Here is a 21,148-nt window from a genome sequence, read left to right as displayed (position 1 = left end):
ACACACAATGAAAAAATATAACCTTATAACCGCCTCACTTTTAACGTTAGGTTTAACGGCTTGCGGCGCTCAAAACACAAGCACAACTAACGAAAGTACCACAGCACAGGTTACATCAGCCCCAGGCGCCCCAGGCGCAGAGCCTTTTTGGGCTTATGCGGGTAAAACAGGTATTGGCACGTCATACGAGCAATACCAAAACGGCCAATACAGTGATTCAGCTGCAACGGGCGATGTATCTAAGGTGTGGTTTTCAATTGCTAAAGGTATGATCACCGAAACCATGTTTGGGCTTATTCACCAAGCTCAAATAAAAGACATGCAATTTATAGTAACAGGTAAAGACTTTACCGTTAGTGAAGCTGATGATTTAGATGTCACCATTGATTACTTACATAAAGATGCACAAGGTCGCCCGTTATCGCTGGCTTATAAAGTAACAAGCACTGATAAACAAGGCCGCTTTAGCCTAGAAAAACACATATTTACTGACCCAGGTGGGCAAACCCTGTTTGTACGCAGCGTATTTAATACTGAGCTTGAAGGGTTAAAAGCATATGTGTCTGTTAATCCGTATATTAATAATAACGGGCTAGGTGACTTCGCTAAAACGACTGAGCAAGGCCTTGTCGCATGGGAAGACGATAACTATTTATCACTTCAATCAGCGACCTCATTTAAAGATAAAACAGTGGGCTTTACCGGTGAAAGCGATGGTATTAACGCACTTAAAACTACGCAATCTATAAATACACAATACATAAATACCGGCGATACAGCAGGTAATGTAAGCATGCTTGCAGAGCTTGGCGACATAAGCGCGAATACCACCTTTGATTTAGCACTTAGTTTTGGTAAAACGCAGCAGCAAAGTATAAAGCAAGGCGAAAAAAGCTTAGCAAAAGGGTACCAAGCGGTGCTTGATCACTATAACGGTAAAGGTGAAGCGCTAGGCTGGGAAGATTACCTACAAAGTCTCAAACCGCTCAATAAAATGATTGAACAAACAGCCGATAACGGTAAGCTTTTATACACCAGCGCCATGGTTCTAAAAGCACAAGAAGATAAAACACACGCAGGGGCATTAATTGCTTCTCTATCTAATCCATGGGGCGAAACGGTTTCGGCTAAAGAGGGCTCTACTGGCTATAAAGCAGTATGGGTGCGCGACTTTTATCAAGTAGCCATGGCCTTTATGGCACTCGGCGATACAGCCACAGCAAAAACAGCGTTTGAATACCTTGAAAAAGTGCAAGTAAATAGCAAAACACCAGGTAATAAAGGCGATACAGGCTGGTTTTTACAAAAAACGCACGTAGATGGTGAGCTTGAATGGGTCGGCGTACAGCTTGACCAAACAGCTATGCCTATTATGCTTGCTTGGAAGTTACATAAAGCCAATGTACTTAGTGATGAAGAGCTAAAAAGCTGGTACGGAAAAATGTTAAAACCCGCGGCTGATTTTTTGGTTGATGGCGGCCTTGCTAAAATTTTATGGAACGACACGCAAATTACACCACCGGCAACCCAACAAGAGCGTTGGGAAGAGCAAAGCGGTTATTCGCCTTCGACTACTGCGGCAGTAGTCGCTGGCCTTATTACAGCCAGTGATATTGCAACACTAAGTGGCGATGATACAAACGCAAAGCGCTACTTAGATACAGCTAAAAAATACAGCAGCGATATTGAATCGCAAATGTTTACCACTAAAGGTAACTTAAAAGGCGAGAATAGCGATGGCGAATACTTTATTCGTATAGGCCAAGATACCGATGCAAACTCAAACACTAAAATTAACGCTAATAATGGCCGCGAAGGGTTTAATAAAAAGCAAATTTTAGATGGCGGTTTTTTAGAGCTAGTACGCTATGGCGTACGCGGTGCAAATGATGAAAGCATCGTTAAAACACTACCTGAGTACGATGACGAAACACTAGAAGATAACCTACAAGTTAAATACAGCTTTAGCTTTGACGACGGCAGCGGCACATTTGCAGGCTACCGCCGCTATGGTAATGATGGCTACGGCGAAGATGAAGTAACGGGCACAAACTATGCCGAGGGTGGCAGTAATACACCAGGCCAACGTGGTCGTGTATGGCCGTTTTTCACAGGTGAACGTGGCCACTATGAAATAGCAGCAGCTAACGCAAACAACGCCTTTGATGATGCTAAACAAGCGCAAATTAAAAATAGTTATGTTAAAGGTTTGGAGCAATTTGCCAATAAAGGGCTAATGCTACCAGAGCAAGTATGGGATGGTGTAGGTGTAAATAAAGCTGGTCATGCGTTAGGCGAGGGCACAAACTCAGCAACGCCACTTGCATGGACACATGCAGAATACATTAAGCTTGTACGCTCACTCAGTGATAAACAAGTATGGGATTATTATCCAGTGGTTGGCGAGTCACTTAAAGACTAATATAAAGCAAGCTGCAGTTATTAAAAAGGCTTCTAAATAAATTTAGAAGCCTTTTTTACTATTCAGTTATTCTGTATTTAAACTAATATGAATCAGCAATAATACTTAATTATTTGTTGGTAATAACTAGATAACGAAATTTTTATCTTGTTATCAGTACGATTTTCTTACCTCAAAATAGATCACCTAATTAGGCGATTTGATATGAAGGGTGCTCTTCATATGAAATGAATGCCACCCTTTTATTACATTATTTGAGGCCACATTTATTATCAAACCAAGATAACAACTCTGTATAAAACTCTTTTTTATGATCGTAGAAAAGCGTATCAGAAAAGTGATCAGCATCTTCTAGCTCAATATATTTAAAGTCTTTTTTGTACTTTTCAAGCTCAGATACAAAGTCTCTACTGTGTTTTACTGGAACACGACTGTCGATATCGCCATGTACAACCAGTATAGGAATATTTACTTTATTTACTTGCTCTACAGGAGAGACACCAGTAATAGTAGGGCGTTGTAAGATACTTAAAAAGCGATTTTCGTTAAGAGTTGCATTGATACGACTTAAATCACTTACACCCGCACCGGCAACAACACATTTATATATGTTGTTTTCACGCATAGATGCAGCAAATGCAGCATAACCACCATAACTCCAACCAAATAAAGCAAGCTTATCTTTTGTTGCTAAACCTTTATCTATTAAATATTGTGCGGCGTCATCTAAATCATCTTGTTTTTTCAAGCCCCAGTTATTATCACCGGCTATCCAATGCTCCAAACCGTAACCTGTAGAACCTCGGTAGTTTGGTTGAATAACTACGTAACCATGATAGGCGAGTAACTGTGCCCAGTCATCAAATACAACAGAGTCACGAACCCAAGGACCACCGTGAGGGAGTACTATTGCGGGGTAAGGACCTTTAGTTGCAGGAATAGTTACGTATGCTTTTATTTTACGTCCATCTCTTGCTTTATAAGAGATATATTTAACGGTTCCTAATTTACTTTTATCAATAAACGGAAGGCGATCACCAATCTTAGTTAACTTCTGTTTATTAGTAACAATGTAATAGCTGCCAGGGTTATCGTCAGCAGATACTCTCACTACTAATACATTATCGTTATCAGAGCTACTGATGATTTGTACAAATTTACCTTTAAATAAAGACGCAACAGATTCGTTAAGTGCTTGTAGGTTAGGATCTGTGAAATAAAACTTAGGTTGCTTAGTTGTATAGCGAAAGCCTTGTAAGGTGCCGTCGGTATCAAGTATAACACCATCGGTATCTACAGACTTAAGACCAAATTGACGTTCAGAATACTGACCTGTTTTAATATTATAAATATAAATGCCAGTCGTATTTTCGCCTAAGTTGGCATTAACATAAACTTCGTTAGGGTTACCTTTCGCAAACCCCAAAATCTCAAAGTTTTCACGCTTTTTAGGACTAACTTGCTTAATTACTTTCCAATCATCATTACCTTTATCTCGGGCATAATAATCGATTGCGTTATCAGACTTATTCCAACCTTGGGCTATTCTTATTTCACCGTCGTAGTCAGAAACGAATGAGCCTGATACTTTTTCATTTCCGCGCATTACAGTAACGCTTCGTCCAGTATTAATATTAAAGCGCACTACATCTGGAATGTAGTTATTATTAATATCAACCTCTACTAATACTTCATCTTTTTTGTCAGGAAGTATATTTATTATATTAAATTGAACATTTCGTTTTTTCTTAAATGGTAATAGCCAGTCGCCTTTACCATCTGCATCGGTTATTGCAAACTTATTAACCCAGTATTTGCGACTTCCATCTTCTAATATTTGCCTAAACATAACGCCAAGTTTTTCATCGTTTAACCAGACGATTGAAGATATCAGCATTTTATCAGCGCCTAATCTTACAGGCTCTGCATCTAGGTTATTTGGATCTCTTATCTCAATTATATAGTCACCATTTTTAGTAGTCGCTCTTAAAATAGCAAGCTTCTTACCATCAGGTGATGCTACAACACTGCGTATAGCAGATGACATTGAGAAAGCATCAATACTGCTTACTTGTGCCGCATCTTCAGTTTCGCTATTAGCAAAAGAAGATAGGCCTAGTAGGGTTAATCCTACTAATATTCTTTTTTTAAATTTCATTTTTATTCCCTCAAAAAAAATGGCCTAAAATTTTAGGCCATCTGGATTGAATATTTACTCAGCCAATTCTAATTAAAAAGAAGCTGTAAAACTGATGTATGGGCTACGACCTGAAGTGTCATAACCAACACCTAGAGGGATATTAGTGTTTGAAAAAGAACCACTTGGATCTACTTTAGGAGGAGCTTCATTAAACACGTTACGAACACCAAAGTTCACTTTATAAGCATCGTTAGACCAAGTCATACCGATATTATGTACAAAGTAGTCATCGGTGAAGCCAACTGGGCGACATTTAAGTGCTTCACCGTTAGCATCAGTTAAACCACGACAACCTGCAGTGCCTTCTTCAAATTCACCTAAATCATCCTCATCTTCACGACCTTTACCGATGAAACGCGTTTCCCAGTTAAATCTAAAATCAGAGTATTTAAGTTGTAAGCGAGCGGTACCACGCCATTCCGGAGAATCTGGCTCGCCCATATTGTCATCAATAGTACCAAGCACGTCAAAAACTTGCTCTGTCATGCGAGTAGCTTGAAGATCTAGTGTAATACCTAGGTTTTCTTCTGCGATTACTGTATCTGTTTCAAAGTAGATATTGTAATCAAAACCTTTAGATGAGATTAAACCAATATTGATAAAGCTAGCATCAACTAAATCAATTTGACCATTTTCGTCACGTCCGATACGGCTACAGAAAGCATCATTACCATCAGCAGAATAACACTGACCAATACTGTAACCAGCGCTTGGCTCTGCAATACTATTCGTTACTTCAATATCAAAGCGGGTTAATGACATTGTTAAATCAAATGCATCAGTGAACGGTTGTTCAAAGATAAAACCGTATGTTTTAGCCACTGATGTTTCAGCACTAAGCTCAGTTGTACCGCCAGTTTCAATCTCAGCGCTGTAAGCTGCAGTGTATGAGTCAGTTCCATTTTGACCTAAACCAAGAGTAGTTGGATCAATACCTGATGCTTGACAAGCGTTTAGTACAGCTGTATCACGTGTTTCTTCTGCTGCATTATATGTAGCTGCTGAACCTGGGTTCAATGGGTCGATATTACGAGCATCTTCCGGAACAACACATGGATCGGCAACTGTATTAAAACCAGACGTACCGTTTAAGAAACGCTCGCGTAGGTTAGGTGCTCTGTACGAAGTACCTTTTGTTGCACGTAGAGTAAACCACTCAACAGGACGGTAAATTGTTTTAAGACTATAAGTTGATTCTGCATCGTAGAAAGATTCTTCAGAAACACGGCCAGAAGCTGTAAATGTAAGTTCTTCAGCGCCTTTAACACCTTTAAGTAGAGGGAATTCAACTTCTGTGAATATTTCCTTTAAGTTACGTGAGCCATCAGCGCCTTGGTCAGCAAAATAGCCCCATAGTAAGCCTTGAGATGCAGCAGCATTTGGATTTGATTCAATTTCATCACGACGATATTCAACCCCAACGATACCTGCAACAGTTTCGTTGTTCCATGGTAATGCGAAGAAATCACCACCCATGAATGCATTGAAAACAAACTGGTTTACTTTAGTTTCGATATCGCGGTCGATAAACAAGTAAGCAGCTTCTTCAGGTGAAAGCGTACCGCCACCTTCTTGATAAATACTATCTGCAAATAAATTAACAGGAACACATCCATCAGAACCGGTACCACAGGTAACAGTACCATCATCATTAAGAACAGCGGTTTCTAATGAGTTAATTAAGCGCTCTTCATCAATACCAACACGGTGGTCAGTACCTTTTGATGCGCTGTACGATACAGATGCGTCGTAGTACCAATTGTCTAAGCCGATGTTTTCAAACATACCAAGATTACCAGTAACACCAGTAACTAAGCGATATTGTGAAACTTCAACCTCAGTTTGATCACGGTCACCACGAATATTGATGATTGGCTGAACGGCTTCTGGTCCACCAGGGCCCACACCTAACACGCCAAAACAGTCAATACCGTTTGTTCCACAAGGGTTATATGGGTTTGATGCCGCTACTTGTTGGAATATCTGTGCACCTGGGCTAAAAATTGGTGATTTACGACTAGCGTATAAACCTTCGTAGTAGAAAGTTGTATCGTTATCATCTTGGAAGTTATATTCACCATTAAGCATTAGTGAAATACGTTCATTTTTACTTCTGTAATCACCGCTTTTGTAGTAATCAGATTGTTGGAAAGCGTATAGAGGGTCTTGGAAATCAACGTCACGGAAACCATCGCCGTTACCATCTACAAATACACCATCGTTGATACCATCGCCATCAAAATCGCCCGCTACCCATGAAGGTAAAAATCCTTCAAGACTTGATGGTACAGTTGATTCACTGAAGTTTGGAATACCAGTGTTTGTAAAGTCAGGTGTATAATAAACACTACCAAAGAAAGATGGTACGCTAATACGGTTTGTTAGAGGGAAAATGTCACATGAATCTTCACCGCTTGCTACAGGACCATAGCCACTGTTTCGGGTTACGATACTGCCATCTTCAGCTTCCCAAATACGCTCTTCACACCCTTTAACAAAAGGGTTGCCAGCTAAAGATTGAGATTTCTGTTCTGAATATTCAACACCAACGGTGATAAAACCATTATCCATGGTTTTGCCCCACATACCCGAAAGTACAGTTTCTTCACCGCCTTCACCTTTAGGTTGACGGTAAGATGCATCAAAAATAAAGCCTTCAACATCTTTTTTTAATATTACGTTAGCTACACCCGCTACCGCATCAGAACCATAAACGGTTGATGCGCCATCAAATAAATTCTCTACACGCTCAATCATTACACCTGGTATCAAGTTCAAATCAGGTGAAGTTGGCGCACCACCTACACCTGCGGGAGCCATTCTTCGACCGTTGATAAGTACAAGAGTACGCTCAGCACCTAAACCACGAAATCCGATTGTTGCGGCGCCTGGACCGTTATCTAGTACAAAACCACCAAATGTATTATCTATTTGAGCACCAGCCGCTTGGCTGGTTGACTGGAGCATTGAACCTGCATCAAATAAACCCATTTCACGAGATAAGTCACCGTTGATAATTTGAATTGGCGATGCATTTGAAAATTCAGCTTTTCTTATACGCGAACCTGTTACAACAATTCGCTCTGGCGCTTCTTCTTCTAGTTCAACGTCTGAGTTTAAGTCATTTTCCTGGGCTAGCGCGTTAGGCGCTAAGGCTACAGATCCTAGCAATAAAGAATATCTTATTGCATTTGATAGTGCTTTAGTTTTAAACATATGTAAATCCCTGAGATATTATTGTTATTTAAGCTATAAATCATAAATTAAACAAAGTGAAATATAGCATCACAATAAATTTACATTATTGAAACTAAATAGTAAATGCGGTTAATGGTGAGTAACTACGCAATAGGTGCTGAAACAGTCAGTTTTGGGCCTTAAAAGTGATTTTTTTCGCTAATTTTTTTTTAATTGTCTGTTTTTAAATGGTTTTCTTGTTTGTAAACGAATGTGAATGGATGTAATCGGCATATACATGGAAAGAGAAGGCTCAGCTTGACTTTCTAGGAATGAGAATAGGAGGCAACAGGGTGCTTTGAACTTCTTCACCACGTATCAGTTTTAATAGGTTCTCTACTAACATTTGCCCAGCAATAGTGGTGTTTTGCTCTATTGTAGTTAGTGGTGGGTTTACATAACTTGCAATGGCTATATTATCAAAGCCGACTACCGCAACATCTTTCGGCACGTTAATATTTGCTTCTTTAAGTGCGCGTATAGCCCCTATAGCAATTAAGTCACTTGCAGCAAATAAGGCGTTAAATTTAATATTATTAGCAATTAGTGAGCGTGTGGCGTGATAACCTGATTCTTCAGTAGATATAGCATTAGCCATTTTACGTTCATTTATTTTAACGTTGTTAGCCAATAGCTCATCTTTAAAACCCTGAAAACGACTAAAAAATTCGGGGCTGTGATCAGAAGCATCACCAATAAAAGCGCAATCAGTTCTGCTATGCGCAATAAAGTGCTCAGCGGCGAGCTTACCGCCACCGTAGTTATCACAACAAACAGTTAAATCGGGACGGTTATCTACCGTTGCACCCCAGCAAACAAACTTAGTGTTTTGTTCAAGTAAGGTGTTAAATTTTGGTTGGTAATCAATGTAATCGCCATACCCGAGTAAAATAATGCCATCAGCTCTGTGGCTGTCTTCGTAGTCTGCTTGCCAATCAGCACTGGCCGATTGAAATGAAACTAATAAATCGTAACCTTCTTTAGCGCAAGCACGGGTAATACTGCCAAGCATGGCTAAAAAGAAAGGATTTATTTGGGACTCGTCAGAAGTGGGATCTTCAAACAACAATAATGCAAGCGTACTACTTTGTTGAGTGCGAAGGTTACTCGCATTTTTATCAACTTTATAATTAAGCTTTTTGGCTATATCGAAAACACGCTTGCGTGTTTCTTCATTAACAAGGTGGCTGTTACGTAAAGCGCGAGATACAGTCGATTGAGATACCCCTGCATAGTGGGCAATATCAAATGAGGTAGCTTTACCTTTCATTGTTACAACTTAATTAAATTGATAAATAATTGTGTCATTTTCGTTTATTGATGAATAATTTCAAGCTTTTTGTGAATTAACGTATATTTTTATTGATAAATTCCTGACACCGGTGTCATAATGTCAGTGTTTTATCATTTTGTTGTCAAAACGTATTCGCTGTCTATATCTTTATAGGCAGCATTTTTTACTGTGATAGCTACTTTGAGGTGATAGCTCAAAGTATAAATAACAATGGTACACCATTGTAAAATAATAAGCATGAGTCGCTTAACAAAAGAGATAATACTATGAGCCCAAACGCTTCTGCCCAATTTGATCCCATCTTAGTTGCTGATGTCGGCGGCACTAATGCCCGCTTTGCTTTAATAACTGCTTTTAATGAACAGACTAACCAATTTATAATAGAACACATTAATATTTTTCCTAGTGCCAACTTTGGTTCTCTTGAAAGTGCGCTCGAGCAATACTTACAAACAGTCCCACATATTGCACCCAAACGCGCATGTTTAGCCGTTGCAGGGCCAATAAAAGCCGGGCAAGTGCATTTAACCAATTTAGGTTGGCATTTTAGCGTCAGTGAATTTAAAACTCATTTTGATTTACAGCAACTTGAAGTCATTAATGATTTTGCTGCCTTTGCTTACGCTGCACCTTACTTAGATCCTAAACAAAACGTCATTGTTAAATCAGGTCAAGCTGATGATAACGCAAACATTGGTGTTATAGGTCCAGGTACTGGTTTTGGTGCCGCGTGCTTAGTTAGAACGTCTCAATCTACCGCAGTGCTAAGTTCAGAAGGGGGGCATATATCACTTGCACCTGTTAATGAACTCGATACTTTATTATTGAATGAATTAAGAAAAGATCATCCCCATGTTTCTATCGAAACAGTTTTCTCAGGACCTGGCATAACGCATTTATACAAAGCAATGTCTGCGGTTAAGGGTGTAACAGCTAAAAATTTAGATGCCGCACAAATTAGCAGCCTTGCAAATAGCGGTGAATGTGACGTGTGTGATGCAACCTTAAACCAGTTTTGTGATTGGATTGGCAGTGTTGCTGGTGATTTAGCGGTTGTTTATGGCGCCTTAGGTGGATTATTTATTGGCGGTGGAATACTACCTCGTATGCAAGCGAGACTTCTTGAGAGTCGTTTTGTTGAACGATTTTCGCAAAAGGGTATTATGTCGCAGTACGCAGGACAAATCCCTGTAACACTCGTAACACAAGACAACATACCGCTTATTGGCGCTGCTGCGTGTTTACACAATAGCAAATAGGGCTTTGGTCTTACAGGTTGTATTTGGATAATGGACAGATGAAAAAAGTAACCATAAATAGTGTAGCAAGCCATGCAGGGGTTTCTAAAAAAACCGTCTCACGCGTGTTAAACAATGAGCCTAATGTAAGTGCCGCCACCCGAGAAAAGGTGCTTGCGGTATTTAAAGAGCTTGATTACACCCCAAATCCAATTGCACGAGGTCTTGCTCAAAATCGTAGCTTTATTATTGGCTGTTTATACGATAACCCAAGTAAAAGTTATATTACCCGAGTGCAAACGGGCGCCTTAGAAGCGTGTAAAGAAAATAACTATAATTTATTGATACACCCTTGTGAGTTTCGTGGTGAAGCACTTATAAATAATATTGAGCAATTACTACAAACTTCTCGATTAGATGGCATTGTGCTAACACCTCCTTTTGGTGACTTTGCTGAGCTTGCTTCTTTTTTAAAATCCAAAAAAATTCCTTATGCAAGGGTTGCTTCAGCTTTACTACAAGATGATTCAATTTCAGTGCGTAGTAATGACGAGCAAGGCGCATTTGAGATTACCGAGCATTTAATTAACCTCGGTCATAAGTCTATAGCCTTTATTAAAGGGCATCCAGATCACAGTGCCACGCAACAACGTTTTAAAGGTTACAGGCGTTCACTTGCAAGCCATGGTATAGAATTTGATGAGCGCTTAGTAGAGGAGGGTAACTTTAGTTATCACTCAGGTGTAGATAGTGCACGCAGCATATTAGATTTATCCCCTAGGCCAACAGCTGTATTTGCATCAAACGATTACATGGCGGCTGCCGTACTTAAATTAGCAACTCAGCGCCAATTAAAAGTGCCTGATGACATTTCAATAGCTGGGTTTGATAATGCGCCCATTGCACGTCATATTTGGCCCGGGTTAACAACGATTGCACAGCCCGTTGAAGAGATGACTAAACAAGCCGTAACGCAACTTATTTCACACATAGCTCAGCCACAAGAGCAGCCGTATCAGGTAACGCTTGAGTCGCGCTTGATTACACGCGAGTCTACCTCAGCAATAAAATAGTGAGTTTAAAACACTTTCACAGTAGCCCGAATATGAGTGACGCTTATTCGGGCTTTTTTTTACTCTGAACTTGCTAAAACATGCTTTGTGCCTAAAAATCAATTAGGTCATTATTCGGTCATGTTAAAATATTAAACTATTTTTGTTACCTGGGGTTGACACCGGTGTCATTGCTATGCGTTAATACAGTGACACCGGTGTCAGGGTTGTTGTGAGAGGCTCCCTGGTAGCGTACCTTTGAACGGGTAAATCAAAGATGCTCAGTACAGTTATTTACGTGGAGTCTGTAGTTGCTACTGAGCCTTTATCCTCTAACTAATAGAGATGAGTTAAATTATGTTACATCCTCGTATTCAAGAAGTTACCCAGCGCGTTATCGAACGCAGTAAAAATACCCGTCAAGATTATTTAGATCGCATTTCGCACGCAAAAAAACAAACAAGAGTTCGTGCCGGTTTAGGTTGCGGAAATATAGCCCATGTTATGGCTGCATGTAGCAGTGATGACAAAGCGCGCTTAAAGGCTGATGAGCAGCCAAATCTTGCTATTATCAACTCATATAACGATATGTTATCGGCTCATGTGCCATACAAAGACTACCCAGATTTAATTAAAGACATTGCAACAAAATACGATGCTACAGCTCAAGTTGCTGGTGGCGTTCCTGCAATGTGTGATGGTGTTACGCAAGGGCGTGACGGCATGGAACTTTCACTTTTTTCTCGCGATGTAATTGCTATGTCTACAGCAATTTCTCTTTCGCACGATGTGTTTGATGGCGTTTTTTGTTTAGGCGTTTGTGACAAAATTGTTCCTGGTTTATTAATTGGTGCATTGTCGTTTGGTCATTTACCTGTGTTCTTTTTACCAGCAGGTCCAATGCAATCAGGTATTCCGAATAAAGAAAAAGCACGTATTCGCCAAAAGTTTGCACAAGGTTTAGTGAGCCGCGAAGACTTACTTGAAGCTGAAAGTGCGTCTTATCACAGCGCTGGTACGTGTACGTTCTACGGTACTGCCAATTCAAACCAAATGTTGATGGAAATAATGGGCTTACACCTTCCAGGTAGCTCGTTTATTAACCCTTACACTGAGCTTCGCGATGGCCTTACAGGTAATGCTGTAGAAACTATGCTTAAGCAGCTTACGGATGATAAAGAAAGCCCTTGTTTAGCCGATGTGATCAGCGAAAAAACGATTATAAACGGTTTAGTAGGCCTGCTTTCTACAGGTGGTTCTACTAATCATGCAATCCATATTGTTGCGATAGCAAAAGCTGCCGGCATTCAGGTTACGTGGAAAGATATGTCTGACTTATCAGAAGTTGTACCACTTCTTACACGTATTTACCCTAACGGCTCAGCTGATGTAAACCACTTTCAAGCAGCAGGCGGTATGGGTTTCTTAATGCGAGAACTAGCAAGCGCTGGTTACTTACATACAGACGTTAAAACAATGCTTGGCGATGGTTTAGCACCATACATGACAGAGCCTCGTTTAGATAAAGACGATAGCTTGATCATGAGCGACTCAACTGGCCCAACTAAAGTTAAATGGGTAGATTGCCCAGCAAACTCGCACGATGAAGAAGTACTTCGTCCAGTGAGTAACCCATTTAGTAAGCAAGGTGGTCTGCAACTTCTAACTGGCAACTTAGGTAAAGCTGTTATCAAAGTGTCAGCTGTTGCTGAAGAACATCAAACCGTTACTGCTCCTGCAAAAGTATTTAGTTCACAAAGTGCTCTGCAAGATGCATACACTCGTGGCGAATTAAACCAAGACTTTATTGCCGTGCTAAAAGAGCAAGGCCCTAAAGCGAAAGGTATGCCAGAGCTACACAAGTTAACGCCAGTAATGGCAACGCTTCAAGATGAAGGCTTTAAAGTAGCCATTGTTACTGACGGTCGTATGTCGGGTGCATCAGGTAAAGTACCTGCTGCTATTCACTTAGCACCAGAGGCAGTAGAAGGCGGCATTATTGCTAAAATCCGAGAAGGCGATTTAGTGACGCTTGATGCGCCAAACGGAATATTAAAAGTACACGTTAGCGACGAAGAACTTGCTAAGCGTGAAGCAGAGCTTAGCCTGCCAAGTGCAACATTTGGTACAGGTCGTGAATTATTTACTGGATTTAGAAATATCGTAAGCAGTGCCGATTTAGGCGCGAGTGCTTTTGGACTTGAATAAATATTAGCCATACTGGGTAATGAGGAACAAGTAATGAGTATTGAAAAAATCTTAGCATCGGCACCCGTAGTGCCAGTGGTTGTAATCGAAAAATTAGAAGATGCAGCACCACTTGCAAGAGCTTTATACAACGGTGGCTTAAAAGCCTTAGAAATAACACTACGTACACCCATTGCTGCAGAAGCTGTAAAGCTAATGAAAGCAGAAGTACCTGAAGCCTATGTAGGTACTGGTACGGTAGTAGATAAGGCAAGTTTTGATCTTTCGGTTGCTGCTGGTGCAGATTTTATGGTGAGTCCAGGTGTGAGCGATGAGCTTATTGCTTTAGCTAAAACATCAGATATACCATTTTTACCAGGCGCTGCAACTGCAAGTGAAGTTATGCAACTTGCGTCGCATGGTTTTAAGTATTTAAAATTCTTCCCAGCAGAAGCTGCAGGCGGAACAGCTATGCTTAAATCAATCGGTGGCCCATTACCACATATTACTTTTTGCCCAACTGGCGGCATTAGCCTAGCAACTGCTCCTAATTATTTAGCGCTTAACAACGTTATTTGTGTTGGTGGTACGTGGATGCTAGATAAACAACTAATTGAAAATAAAGACTGGCAAGCAATTGAAGCGCTTGCTCGCCAAGCAAGTGAACTTAAATAGGAGTCTAAAATGATTAATGTAGCAATTAACGGGTACGGCCGTATCGGTAGAAATGTTTTACGTGCACTTTATGAGTCAGCTCAAAACAGCGAAATTAAAATTGTAGCAATTAACGATTTAGCACCAGCTAACGTAAATGCCCATTTAACGCAATATGACTCTGTTCATGGTCAATTTTCAAAAAAAGTAACACTTGAAAACAACACTATGCTAATTGGGGATGACGTAATTACGTTAACGCAAGAGCGTGACCCTGCAAACTTACCGTGGAAAGAGCTAAACGTAGATATCGTTTTAGAATGTACTGGTTTTTTCACTAAACGTGATGACGCCGCTAAGCACATTACTGCAGGCGCTAAAAAAGTAATCGTATCTGCTCCAGGTACTGGTTTAGATGCAACAGTAGTGCATGGTGTAAACAGCGACGTAATTAATGCTGACAGCAATATCATTTCTAACGCTTCTTGTACTACTAACTGTTTAGCGCCAATTGCAAAAGCAATTAACGACACAGTAGGTATTGAGCAAGGTAGCATGACGACTATTCACGCTTACACCAACGATCAAAACTTATCTGACGTTTACCACCCAGATTTATACCGTGCGCGTAGTGCAACTCAATCTATGATCCCAACTAAAACAGGTGCTGCGGCAGCTGTTGGTTTAGTATTACCAGAACTTGCTGGTAAATTAGATGGTATGTCGGTACGTGTACCTACAATCAATGTTTCTTTAGTTGATTTTACGTTTATCACTAAGCGTGATACGACTGCAGAAGAAATCAATGCAATCATGAAAGAAGCATCAACGGGTTCAATGAAGAGTATTTTAGAATATAACGAGCTTCCGCTTGTTTCTATCGACTTTAACCATAACCCAGCGTCGTCTATCTTTGATGCAACGCAAACTAAAGCCAATGGCAAACTAGTTAAAGTAATGGCTTGGTACGACAATGAGTGGGGTTTCTCAAACCGCATGTTAGACCAAGTTAAAGCATTAGGTCAGTACTTATAATTGACCTTGTAAAAGTTTAGCTTTATCCAACCAAGCCACGCATTGCGTGGCTTTTTTGCGTTTAGTTTATCTGTATATTTGCAATTCAAAATTAGAAGGGAACTATTTGTATTTTTTATACCCTAAATTTTGTTAATATGTGGGTGTGTAAATCAATGGAATTTCGTTGTATTTAATCAACTCAACGACGCAAGGAATAATAAAAATGATCAGAGCTCTATCGCGAAAAGTATTTCGCACAAATCATCTTCAGATAGGTGAGGGCAACATAAGTGGCTACATAGCCTGCTTTTTAGCAATACTGAGTTGCTTAGGCGTATTAGCGTTTCACTTTCCTGAATATTTAACCACACCAGAGCTGAGAAAAAGCTACAGCGTCGACTTTTTACGTCAGCTTATGTTTGCATCATTATTGGTCTCGGGCAGTTTAGGATTACTTAACTTTGTACGTAATACCAATAAGCGTTTAGGGGCTACAGCGTGGTTTTTTATTTTACTCGCTATTATGTTTGGCGGACCAAACGTTGAAGTAAACGAATTTGCTTCTGATACACCTTATATAGGGCTTGATTGGTTTATTTTAGATTTACTCGGCTCAACACTTATATTTATTGTGATTGAAAAGTTATTACCTCATCGTAAAGATCAAAAAATATTACGTAGCGAATGGCGAGGCGATTTAAACCACTTTTTTGTAAATCATTTAATTATTGGTTTTGTATTACTCGTTACTAACCACTTTGTGCATTATGGCTTTGGCTGGGCTGTATCATCTACAGTACAAGGTTATATAGAGCAAACACCCTTTATAGTGCAGTTGTTTTTAATAATACTCGTGGCTGATTTAATGCAGTATTGGGTGCATCGTGCCTATCACGAAGTCCCTTTATTATGGCGCTTTCATGGCGTACATCACAGTGCTAAAGAAATGGATTGGTTAGCGGGCTCTCGCCAGCATATTCTTGAAATACTCGTAACGCGCAGCTTAGTGCTCACGCCTATATTTGTACTTGGTTTTTCACAGCAAATAATTAGTTTGTACGTAATAATTGTGGGTTTGCAGGCTGTGTTTAACCATGCAAATGTGCGTGTGAAATTTGGTTGGCTAAAATATTTTATGGTTACACCGCAGTTTCACCATTGGCATCATGCGTCAGATAAAGCCGCGATTGACCGAAATTACGCTGCACATTTTTCGTTTTTAGATTATGTGTTTGGTACTGCTGTTAAAGGCCAAAAAGAGTGGCCACAAGCGTATGGTGTAGTCGGGGATTACATGCCCGTAGGTATGCTTAAACAACAGGTTTACCCGTTTAAGCGCACTAAATAAGTACGGAAAATCCGAATAAACATAAAATAAAAGCGAGTAAGATGTTACATTTTGCTCGCTTATATTATTAATATTAAATTTATTTTAGCTCTGCTAATAACTCAGTAAATGTAGGTCTTTGATTTAATGTAGGTTGCATGGCACATTTTGCCATATCGGACATTTTAACAAAGAGCTCACTTTGTTTATCATCGCCAGTTACCGTGCCTATTAAGTCTTCAATTAAACACCCTAATGCACGTACTTCAATTAACTCGATTTGCTTTTGTTGATAATCACTTAACATGGCTAAGTTTGTGGCTGCACCAAAATCACCAAATAATACATCAGCATCTTTGTTTATCATGGTGTTATGCGCATACACGTCGCCATGGCTTACTTTACAAATATGCAAGTGATGTAAGGTACTTACCATTTGCTGTGCAATTTTTAAAATAGCGTGAGTTGAGTAATGGCAATCATCATTAAAGGTATCACGAGTACAGGTTTCAAGGCTTGGAGGCAGGCCTAAATTAGCAAAGCTTTTATCTATTAGCTCCATTACTAAACCTAGCTGATCACTTTGCTCAATGTAGGCAAGTACTTGAATTAAATTAGCGTGATCGCCTGCTTGTAAGCAGCAATTTACTTCATCAAGCGGGTAGCCGTCGCTGGTAATTGCGCCTTTAAATAATTTAATCGCTACAGCACTTTCAATAGCTTGTGCTAAATGAATAACGCCCGATGCACCTTGGCCAATAACATGACTAAGTGTGTAATCGTTAAGAGACTTATTTTCTAAGCAGCTTTTTGTAAGGCACTGGGCTTTATTAAAATCGTTACCGGCAAACGCAAACCAAGCAAGTTTAGGCAATTCAAACAGCCAGTCGTCTACGTGTGTTAAGTTATTAGCAGAGAGCCTAACAAGCTCAAGGTTTTTACACTGCGCCATGCTACTTGGCAGTTGCTTAAGTTGATTGCCTGCAAGCGCAAGCTTTTTAAGCTGGGTATAATTACCAAAATCTTCAGGCAATTCGCTTAACGTATTATCGGTGAGTATTAGCCACTCAATATTTTTTGGCAGGCTGTTTAAAGCAAATTCAGAAATTTGGTTATCTTTAAACGCGACCATAATTAAAGCAGGGCATTTAGCGAGCACTTTAGGAATATGCTTAAACTGATTAAACGATAAAAACACACGCTTCAGGTTTGTTAAACAGGCAAATTCATCAGGTAGTGTTGATAAGTTATTATTTGATAAATCGAGAACTTCAAGCGTGTCAGCTAAGCTAAAGATTTCTTCAGGAAATGTCGTTAGCTCTTCTACCAATTGCAGGCGAGTAGCACCAACAAGTTTGCCACTTTTAAGCTCTTTAAGGGAGTTCATATTAATACCATGTTCTAAAAATGAAAAAGCCAACATAACTGTTGGCTTAAAGTCGTTCTAACTTACTAAATCGCTCTTTAGAATTGCGCGTTATGGTAAACGTTTTGCACGTCGTCGCAATCTTCTAACATTGCTAAAAAGCGTTCCATAACTTCAACGTCTTCGCCTTCAATCGGCGTTTCAATTTGTGGCACAAAGCTAATTAGGTCTTCGTCAAATTCAGTCACGCCCATTTCTTCAAGCGCTGTACGTGTATTGTTGTACTCTGTGTGAGGAGCAAAAACAGTAACTTTACCGTCATCTACTTCTACGTCAGTTACATCAACATCAGCCATCATAAGAGCTTCAAGTACTGCTTCGTCGTCATCACCGTCAAATACAAAAATAGCAAGGTGATCAAATAAATGTGAAACAGAGTTTTGAGCGCCAATTTTAGCATTTGCTTTGGTAAAACAAACACGTACATCAGCAAAGGTACGCTTGTTGTTGTCTGTTAAACAGTCAACAATAATCATACAGTTACCAGGGCCGTAACCTTCGTAACGTGTTGCTGCGTAGTCTTCACCGCCGCCGCCTTTTGCTTTGTCTATTGCGCGGTCAATTACGTGTGCTGGTACTTGGTCTTTTTTAGCGCGTTCAATTAAACGACGTAATGATAAGTTACCATCTGGATCTACACCGCCGTTTTTTGCACAAATATAAATTTCTTTGCCGTACTTAGAATAAACTTTAGTTTTAGCACCCGCAGTCTTAGCCATTGAATCTTTTTTGTTTTGGTAAGCTCTTCCCATCTGCGTTTCGCCTTAATATATGTAAATAATAGAATAAAATTATAATGCGTATTCTAAAGGTAAATGCATTCAAGGGCTAGTAAGTATTAAAACAGATTAAATCGGTAACGTTTAAAAGCCATGTAAACTGTATTTTATTAATGGGATCATCGAGGGTTCTAGACGTTGGAATTATATCTATTATGTGTAAATTTAATTCAATAAAAAAGCAACCTGTATAACAGGTTGCCTTACTAAGTAATAAAAAGTAAGTGTTACTTACCAAATACGTACACGCTCATCTTCAGGAAGGTATAACGCATCGCCTGGTTTTACATCAAACGCTTTGTACCATGCATCATGGTTACGCGGCGCTTGTGCTCTAAAGCGACCTGGGGCATGTGTGCCACCACGCAGTTGGTTAAGCATGCTTTGCTCAGTACGTTTTTCTTTCCATACTTGTGCCCACGCAAGGAAGAATCGCTGATCGCCAGTAACGCCGTCAATAACAGGCGCTTCTTTACCATTTAAACTGAGCTTGTACGCGTGATAAGCCATTGATAGCCCACCTACATCACCAATGTTTTCGCCAAGGCTATTTCGACCATTAACAAAATTACCTTCGATTGGCTCGTATTTACTGTACTGCGCAGCCAGTTGATCGGCTTTTTTGTCAAATGCAGCGCGGTCAGCATCAGTCCACCAGTTACGTTGCACACCGTTTTCGTCTGATTTTGAACCTTGATCGTCAAATCCATGACCCATTTCGTGACCAATTACAGCGCCAATACCGCCATAGTTTACAGCCGGATCGGCATTTGGATCGAAAAACGGCGGTTGTAATATCGCAGCCGGAAATACAATTTCATTAAACGAGCTATTGTAGTAAGCGTTTACGCGTTGTGGCGTCATGCCCCAGCGGTTACGGTCTGTTTTTTGTAGCTCTTTTTCAACACTTTCTGCATGAAAAAATTCACGCATGTTTTTCACATTACCAATCAAATCGTTTTTAGTAATGCTTAAACCTTCATAAGACTGCCATACATTGGGGTAACCAATTTTTGGTACAAATGCAGCCAGTTTAGCACGCGCATTTACTTTAGTTTCATCGCCCATCCATTCTAGGTTATCAATACGTTCAGCAAGGGCTGTACGAAGGTTTTCAACCAGCTCAGACATTTGTTGTTTTGACGACTCAGGGAAGTAACGCGCTACGTATATCTTACCAATAGCAAAACCAAGCGAACTTGTGCCTGACATTTCACTTATTGCACGTTTCCAACGAGGGCGAGGCTCTTGCTGTCCGTTTAGTTCTTTACCAAAAAAAGCAAAGTTAGTATTAAATACGTCCTCTGATAGTAAACCTGCGTTACCGCTAATAGCGTGATACGTTAGGTAGTCTTTCCATACTGCAATATCTTCTTGATTGATTAGCTCAATCATCGCTTTTATTGGCTCAGGCTGAGATACATTTAACTGAGGTACTTTATAACCTGTTTGCGCAAAATATAAATCCCAGTTAAAGCCAGGATAAGCAGTGCTTAAATCGGCACGTTCAACTTGGTTTAGGGTTAAGTCGCGATTACGGCGCTTTTCACGAGGCCAATGACCTTGTGCAATTTTGGTTTCAAGATCAACTATTGCTTGAGCGCGCTCAGCGGTATTTTCTACTCCTGCAAACTTAAGCATGTCAGCAATGTGAGCAACATAAGCTGTACGGGTTTTTACAAAGCGCTCAGCGTCTTCAAGGTAGTAAGAACGATCTGGTAAACCTAAACCACCAGCACCTAGTGACATTTCATATTTATTAGGGTCTAGGCGATTAAACCACATGCCGCCGCCAAAAGGGGCTTTATTACCGGTTAACCAAGACTTACCAAACATCTCAGCTAAATCGTCAGTTGACGCTATATCACTAATTTCACTTAACAATGGCTTAATAGGCGCTACACCGAGTTTATTAAGTGTTTCGGTATCCATATACGCATTGTAAAAATCAGCAACGAGTTTTTCTTCTGCGTTTAAATCTTTACGTGCGGCTATTTCTTCAATAATAGCTTTAACATCGCCTTCGCTGCGCTCAGCTAATCCAGAAAATGCACCATAGCGGGTTTTATCTGCAGGCATTTCGTAGTTGTCATACCAAGTGCCGCTGGCATACATAAAAAAGTCATCGCCTGGTTTCACGGCTTCGTTACGAGCTGTTAGATCAACACCAAAACTACCTAACTCTGCTTTTTCTGTCACTTTTGCTGTAGTTACTTTAGGTTGTTGCTCGTCTATTTTTGTTGTTTGCGGCTCTGAACAACCTGTAATAAATGTGGCAGCTAATGCTGCGGCAATTAAACTCTTTTTCATTACTT

At 40.1% G+C, this 21,148-nt stretch carries 13 protein-coding genes; 7 read left to right on the top strand and 6 right to left on the bottom strand.

Annotation, left to right across the window (positions count from 1 at the left end):
- Window positions 1-7 precede the first annotated feature (7 nt).
- A complete protein-coding gene (locus tag H5159_RS03880; RefSeq protein WP_182779750.1) occupies window positions 8-2,422 on the top strand; it encodes a glycoside hydrolase family 15 protein in 2,415 nt (804 codons plus the stop codon).
- 250 nt (window positions 2,423-2,672) lie between these two features.
- Here H5159_RS03880 and H5159_RS03875 read toward each other — a convergent pair whose 3' ends face one another.
- From H5159_RS03875 to H5159_RS03865, 3 genes are all read right to left on the bottom strand, one after another.
- Window positions 2,673-4,580, bottom strand: coding sequence for a S9 family peptidase (locus tag H5159_RS03875; protein ID WP_182715331.1), 1,908 nt, complete (start codon window positions 4,578-4,580; stop codon window positions 2,673-2,675).
- A 72-nt stretch (window positions 4,581-4,652) separates the two neighbouring features.
- On the bottom strand, window positions 4,653-7,838 hold the full coding sequence (locus H5159_RS03870) for a TonB-dependent receptor (protein ID WP_024596124.1): 3,186 nt from the start codon (window positions 7,836-7,838) through the stop codon (window positions 4,653-4,655).
- Between the two features lie 274 nt (window positions 7,839-8,112).
- The gene (locus H5159_RS03865) at window positions 8,113-9,129 is read right to left on the bottom strand and encodes a LacI family DNA-binding transcriptional regulator (protein WP_024596123.1); all 1,017 of its coding nucleotides are present in this window, start codon (window positions 9,127-9,129) and stop codon (window positions 8,113-8,115) included.
- A 290-nt stretch (window positions 9,130-9,419) separates the two neighbouring features.
- Here H5159_RS03865 and glk point away from each other — a divergent pair, with 290 nt between their 5' ends.
- From glk to H5159_RS03835, 6 genes are all read left to right on the top strand, one after another.
- A complete protein-coding gene (glk, locus tag H5159_RS03860) occupies window positions 9,420-10,412 on the top strand; it encodes a glucokinase (RefSeq protein ID WP_002959751.1) in 993 nt (330 codons plus the stop codon).
- A gap of 38 nt (window positions 10,413-10,450) precedes the next feature.
- Complete coding sequence (locus tag H5159_RS03855) at window positions 10,451-11,464, top strand: LacI family DNA-binding transcriptional regulator (protein ID WP_002959752.1); 1,014 nt, start codon at window positions 10,451-10,453, stop codon at window positions 11,462-11,464.
- 336 nt (window positions 11,465-11,800) lie between these two features.
- A complete protein-coding gene (gene edd, locus H5159_RS03850; protein ID WP_002959754.1) occupies window positions 11,801-13,651 on the top strand; it encodes a phosphogluconate dehydratase in 1,851 nt (616 codons plus the stop codon).
- A 33-nt stretch (window positions 13,652-13,684) separates the two neighbouring features.
- Entirely contained in the window at window positions 13,685-14,305 is a 621-nt protein-coding gene (eda, locus tag H5159_RS03845) for a bifunctional 4-hydroxy-2-oxoglutarate aldolase/2-dehydro-3-deoxy-phosphogluconate aldolase (RefSeq protein WP_002959756.1), read from the top strand.
- A 9-nt stretch (window positions 14,306-14,314) separates the two neighbouring features.
- Window positions 14,315-15,319, top strand: coding sequence for a type I glyceraldehyde-3-phosphate dehydrogenase (gene gap / locus H5159_RS03840; RefSeq protein ID WP_002959757.1), 1,005 nt, complete (start codon window positions 14,315-14,317; stop codon window positions 15,317-15,319).
- A gap of 205 nt (window positions 15,320-15,524) precedes the next feature.
- Window positions 15,525-16,649: a sterol desaturase family protein gene (locus H5159_RS03835; RefSeq protein WP_024597617.1), complete on the top strand. Its 1,125-nt coding sequence runs from the start codon at window positions 15,525-15,527 to the stop codon at window positions 16,647-16,649.
- Between the two features lie 79 nt (window positions 16,650-16,728).
- On the opposite strand, the gene H5159_RS03830 is transcribed toward H5159_RS03835, so the two are convergent.
- The 3 genes from H5159_RS03830 to H5159_RS03820 all read right to left on the bottom strand — a co-directional run bounded on the left by H5159_RS03830 (window position 16,729) and on the right by H5159_RS03820 (window position 21,143).
- Window positions 16,729-18,051: a leucine-rich repeat-containing protein kinase family protein gene (locus H5159_RS03830; protein WP_259399086.1), complete on the bottom strand. Its 1,323-nt coding sequence runs from the start codon at window positions 18,049-18,051 to the stop codon at window positions 16,729-16,731.
- A 41-nt stretch (window positions 18,052-18,092) separates the two neighbouring features.
- Complete coding sequence (locus H5159_RS03825) at window positions 18,093-18,806, bottom strand: YebC/PmpR family DNA-binding transcriptional regulator (RefSeq protein ID WP_002959761.1); 714 nt, start codon at window positions 18,804-18,806, stop codon at window positions 18,093-18,095.
- 258 nt (window positions 18,807-19,064) lie between these two features.
- On the bottom strand, window positions 19,065-21,143 hold the full coding sequence (locus H5159_RS03820) for a M13 family metallopeptidase (RefSeq protein WP_182779749.1): 2,079 nt from the start codon (window positions 21,141-21,143) through the stop codon (window positions 19,065-19,067).
- Window positions 21,144-21,148: the final 5 nt, after the last annotated feature.

The organism is Pseudoalteromonas sp. SG43-1, from assembly GCF_014164415.1.
GTDB lineage: Bacteria > Pseudomonadota > Gammaproteobacteria > Enterobacterales > Alteromonadaceae > Pseudoalteromonas > Pseudoalteromonas distincta.
Note: the sequence above shows the minus strand (reverse complement) of the source record. Positions and strands in the feature narration are given on the sequence as shown.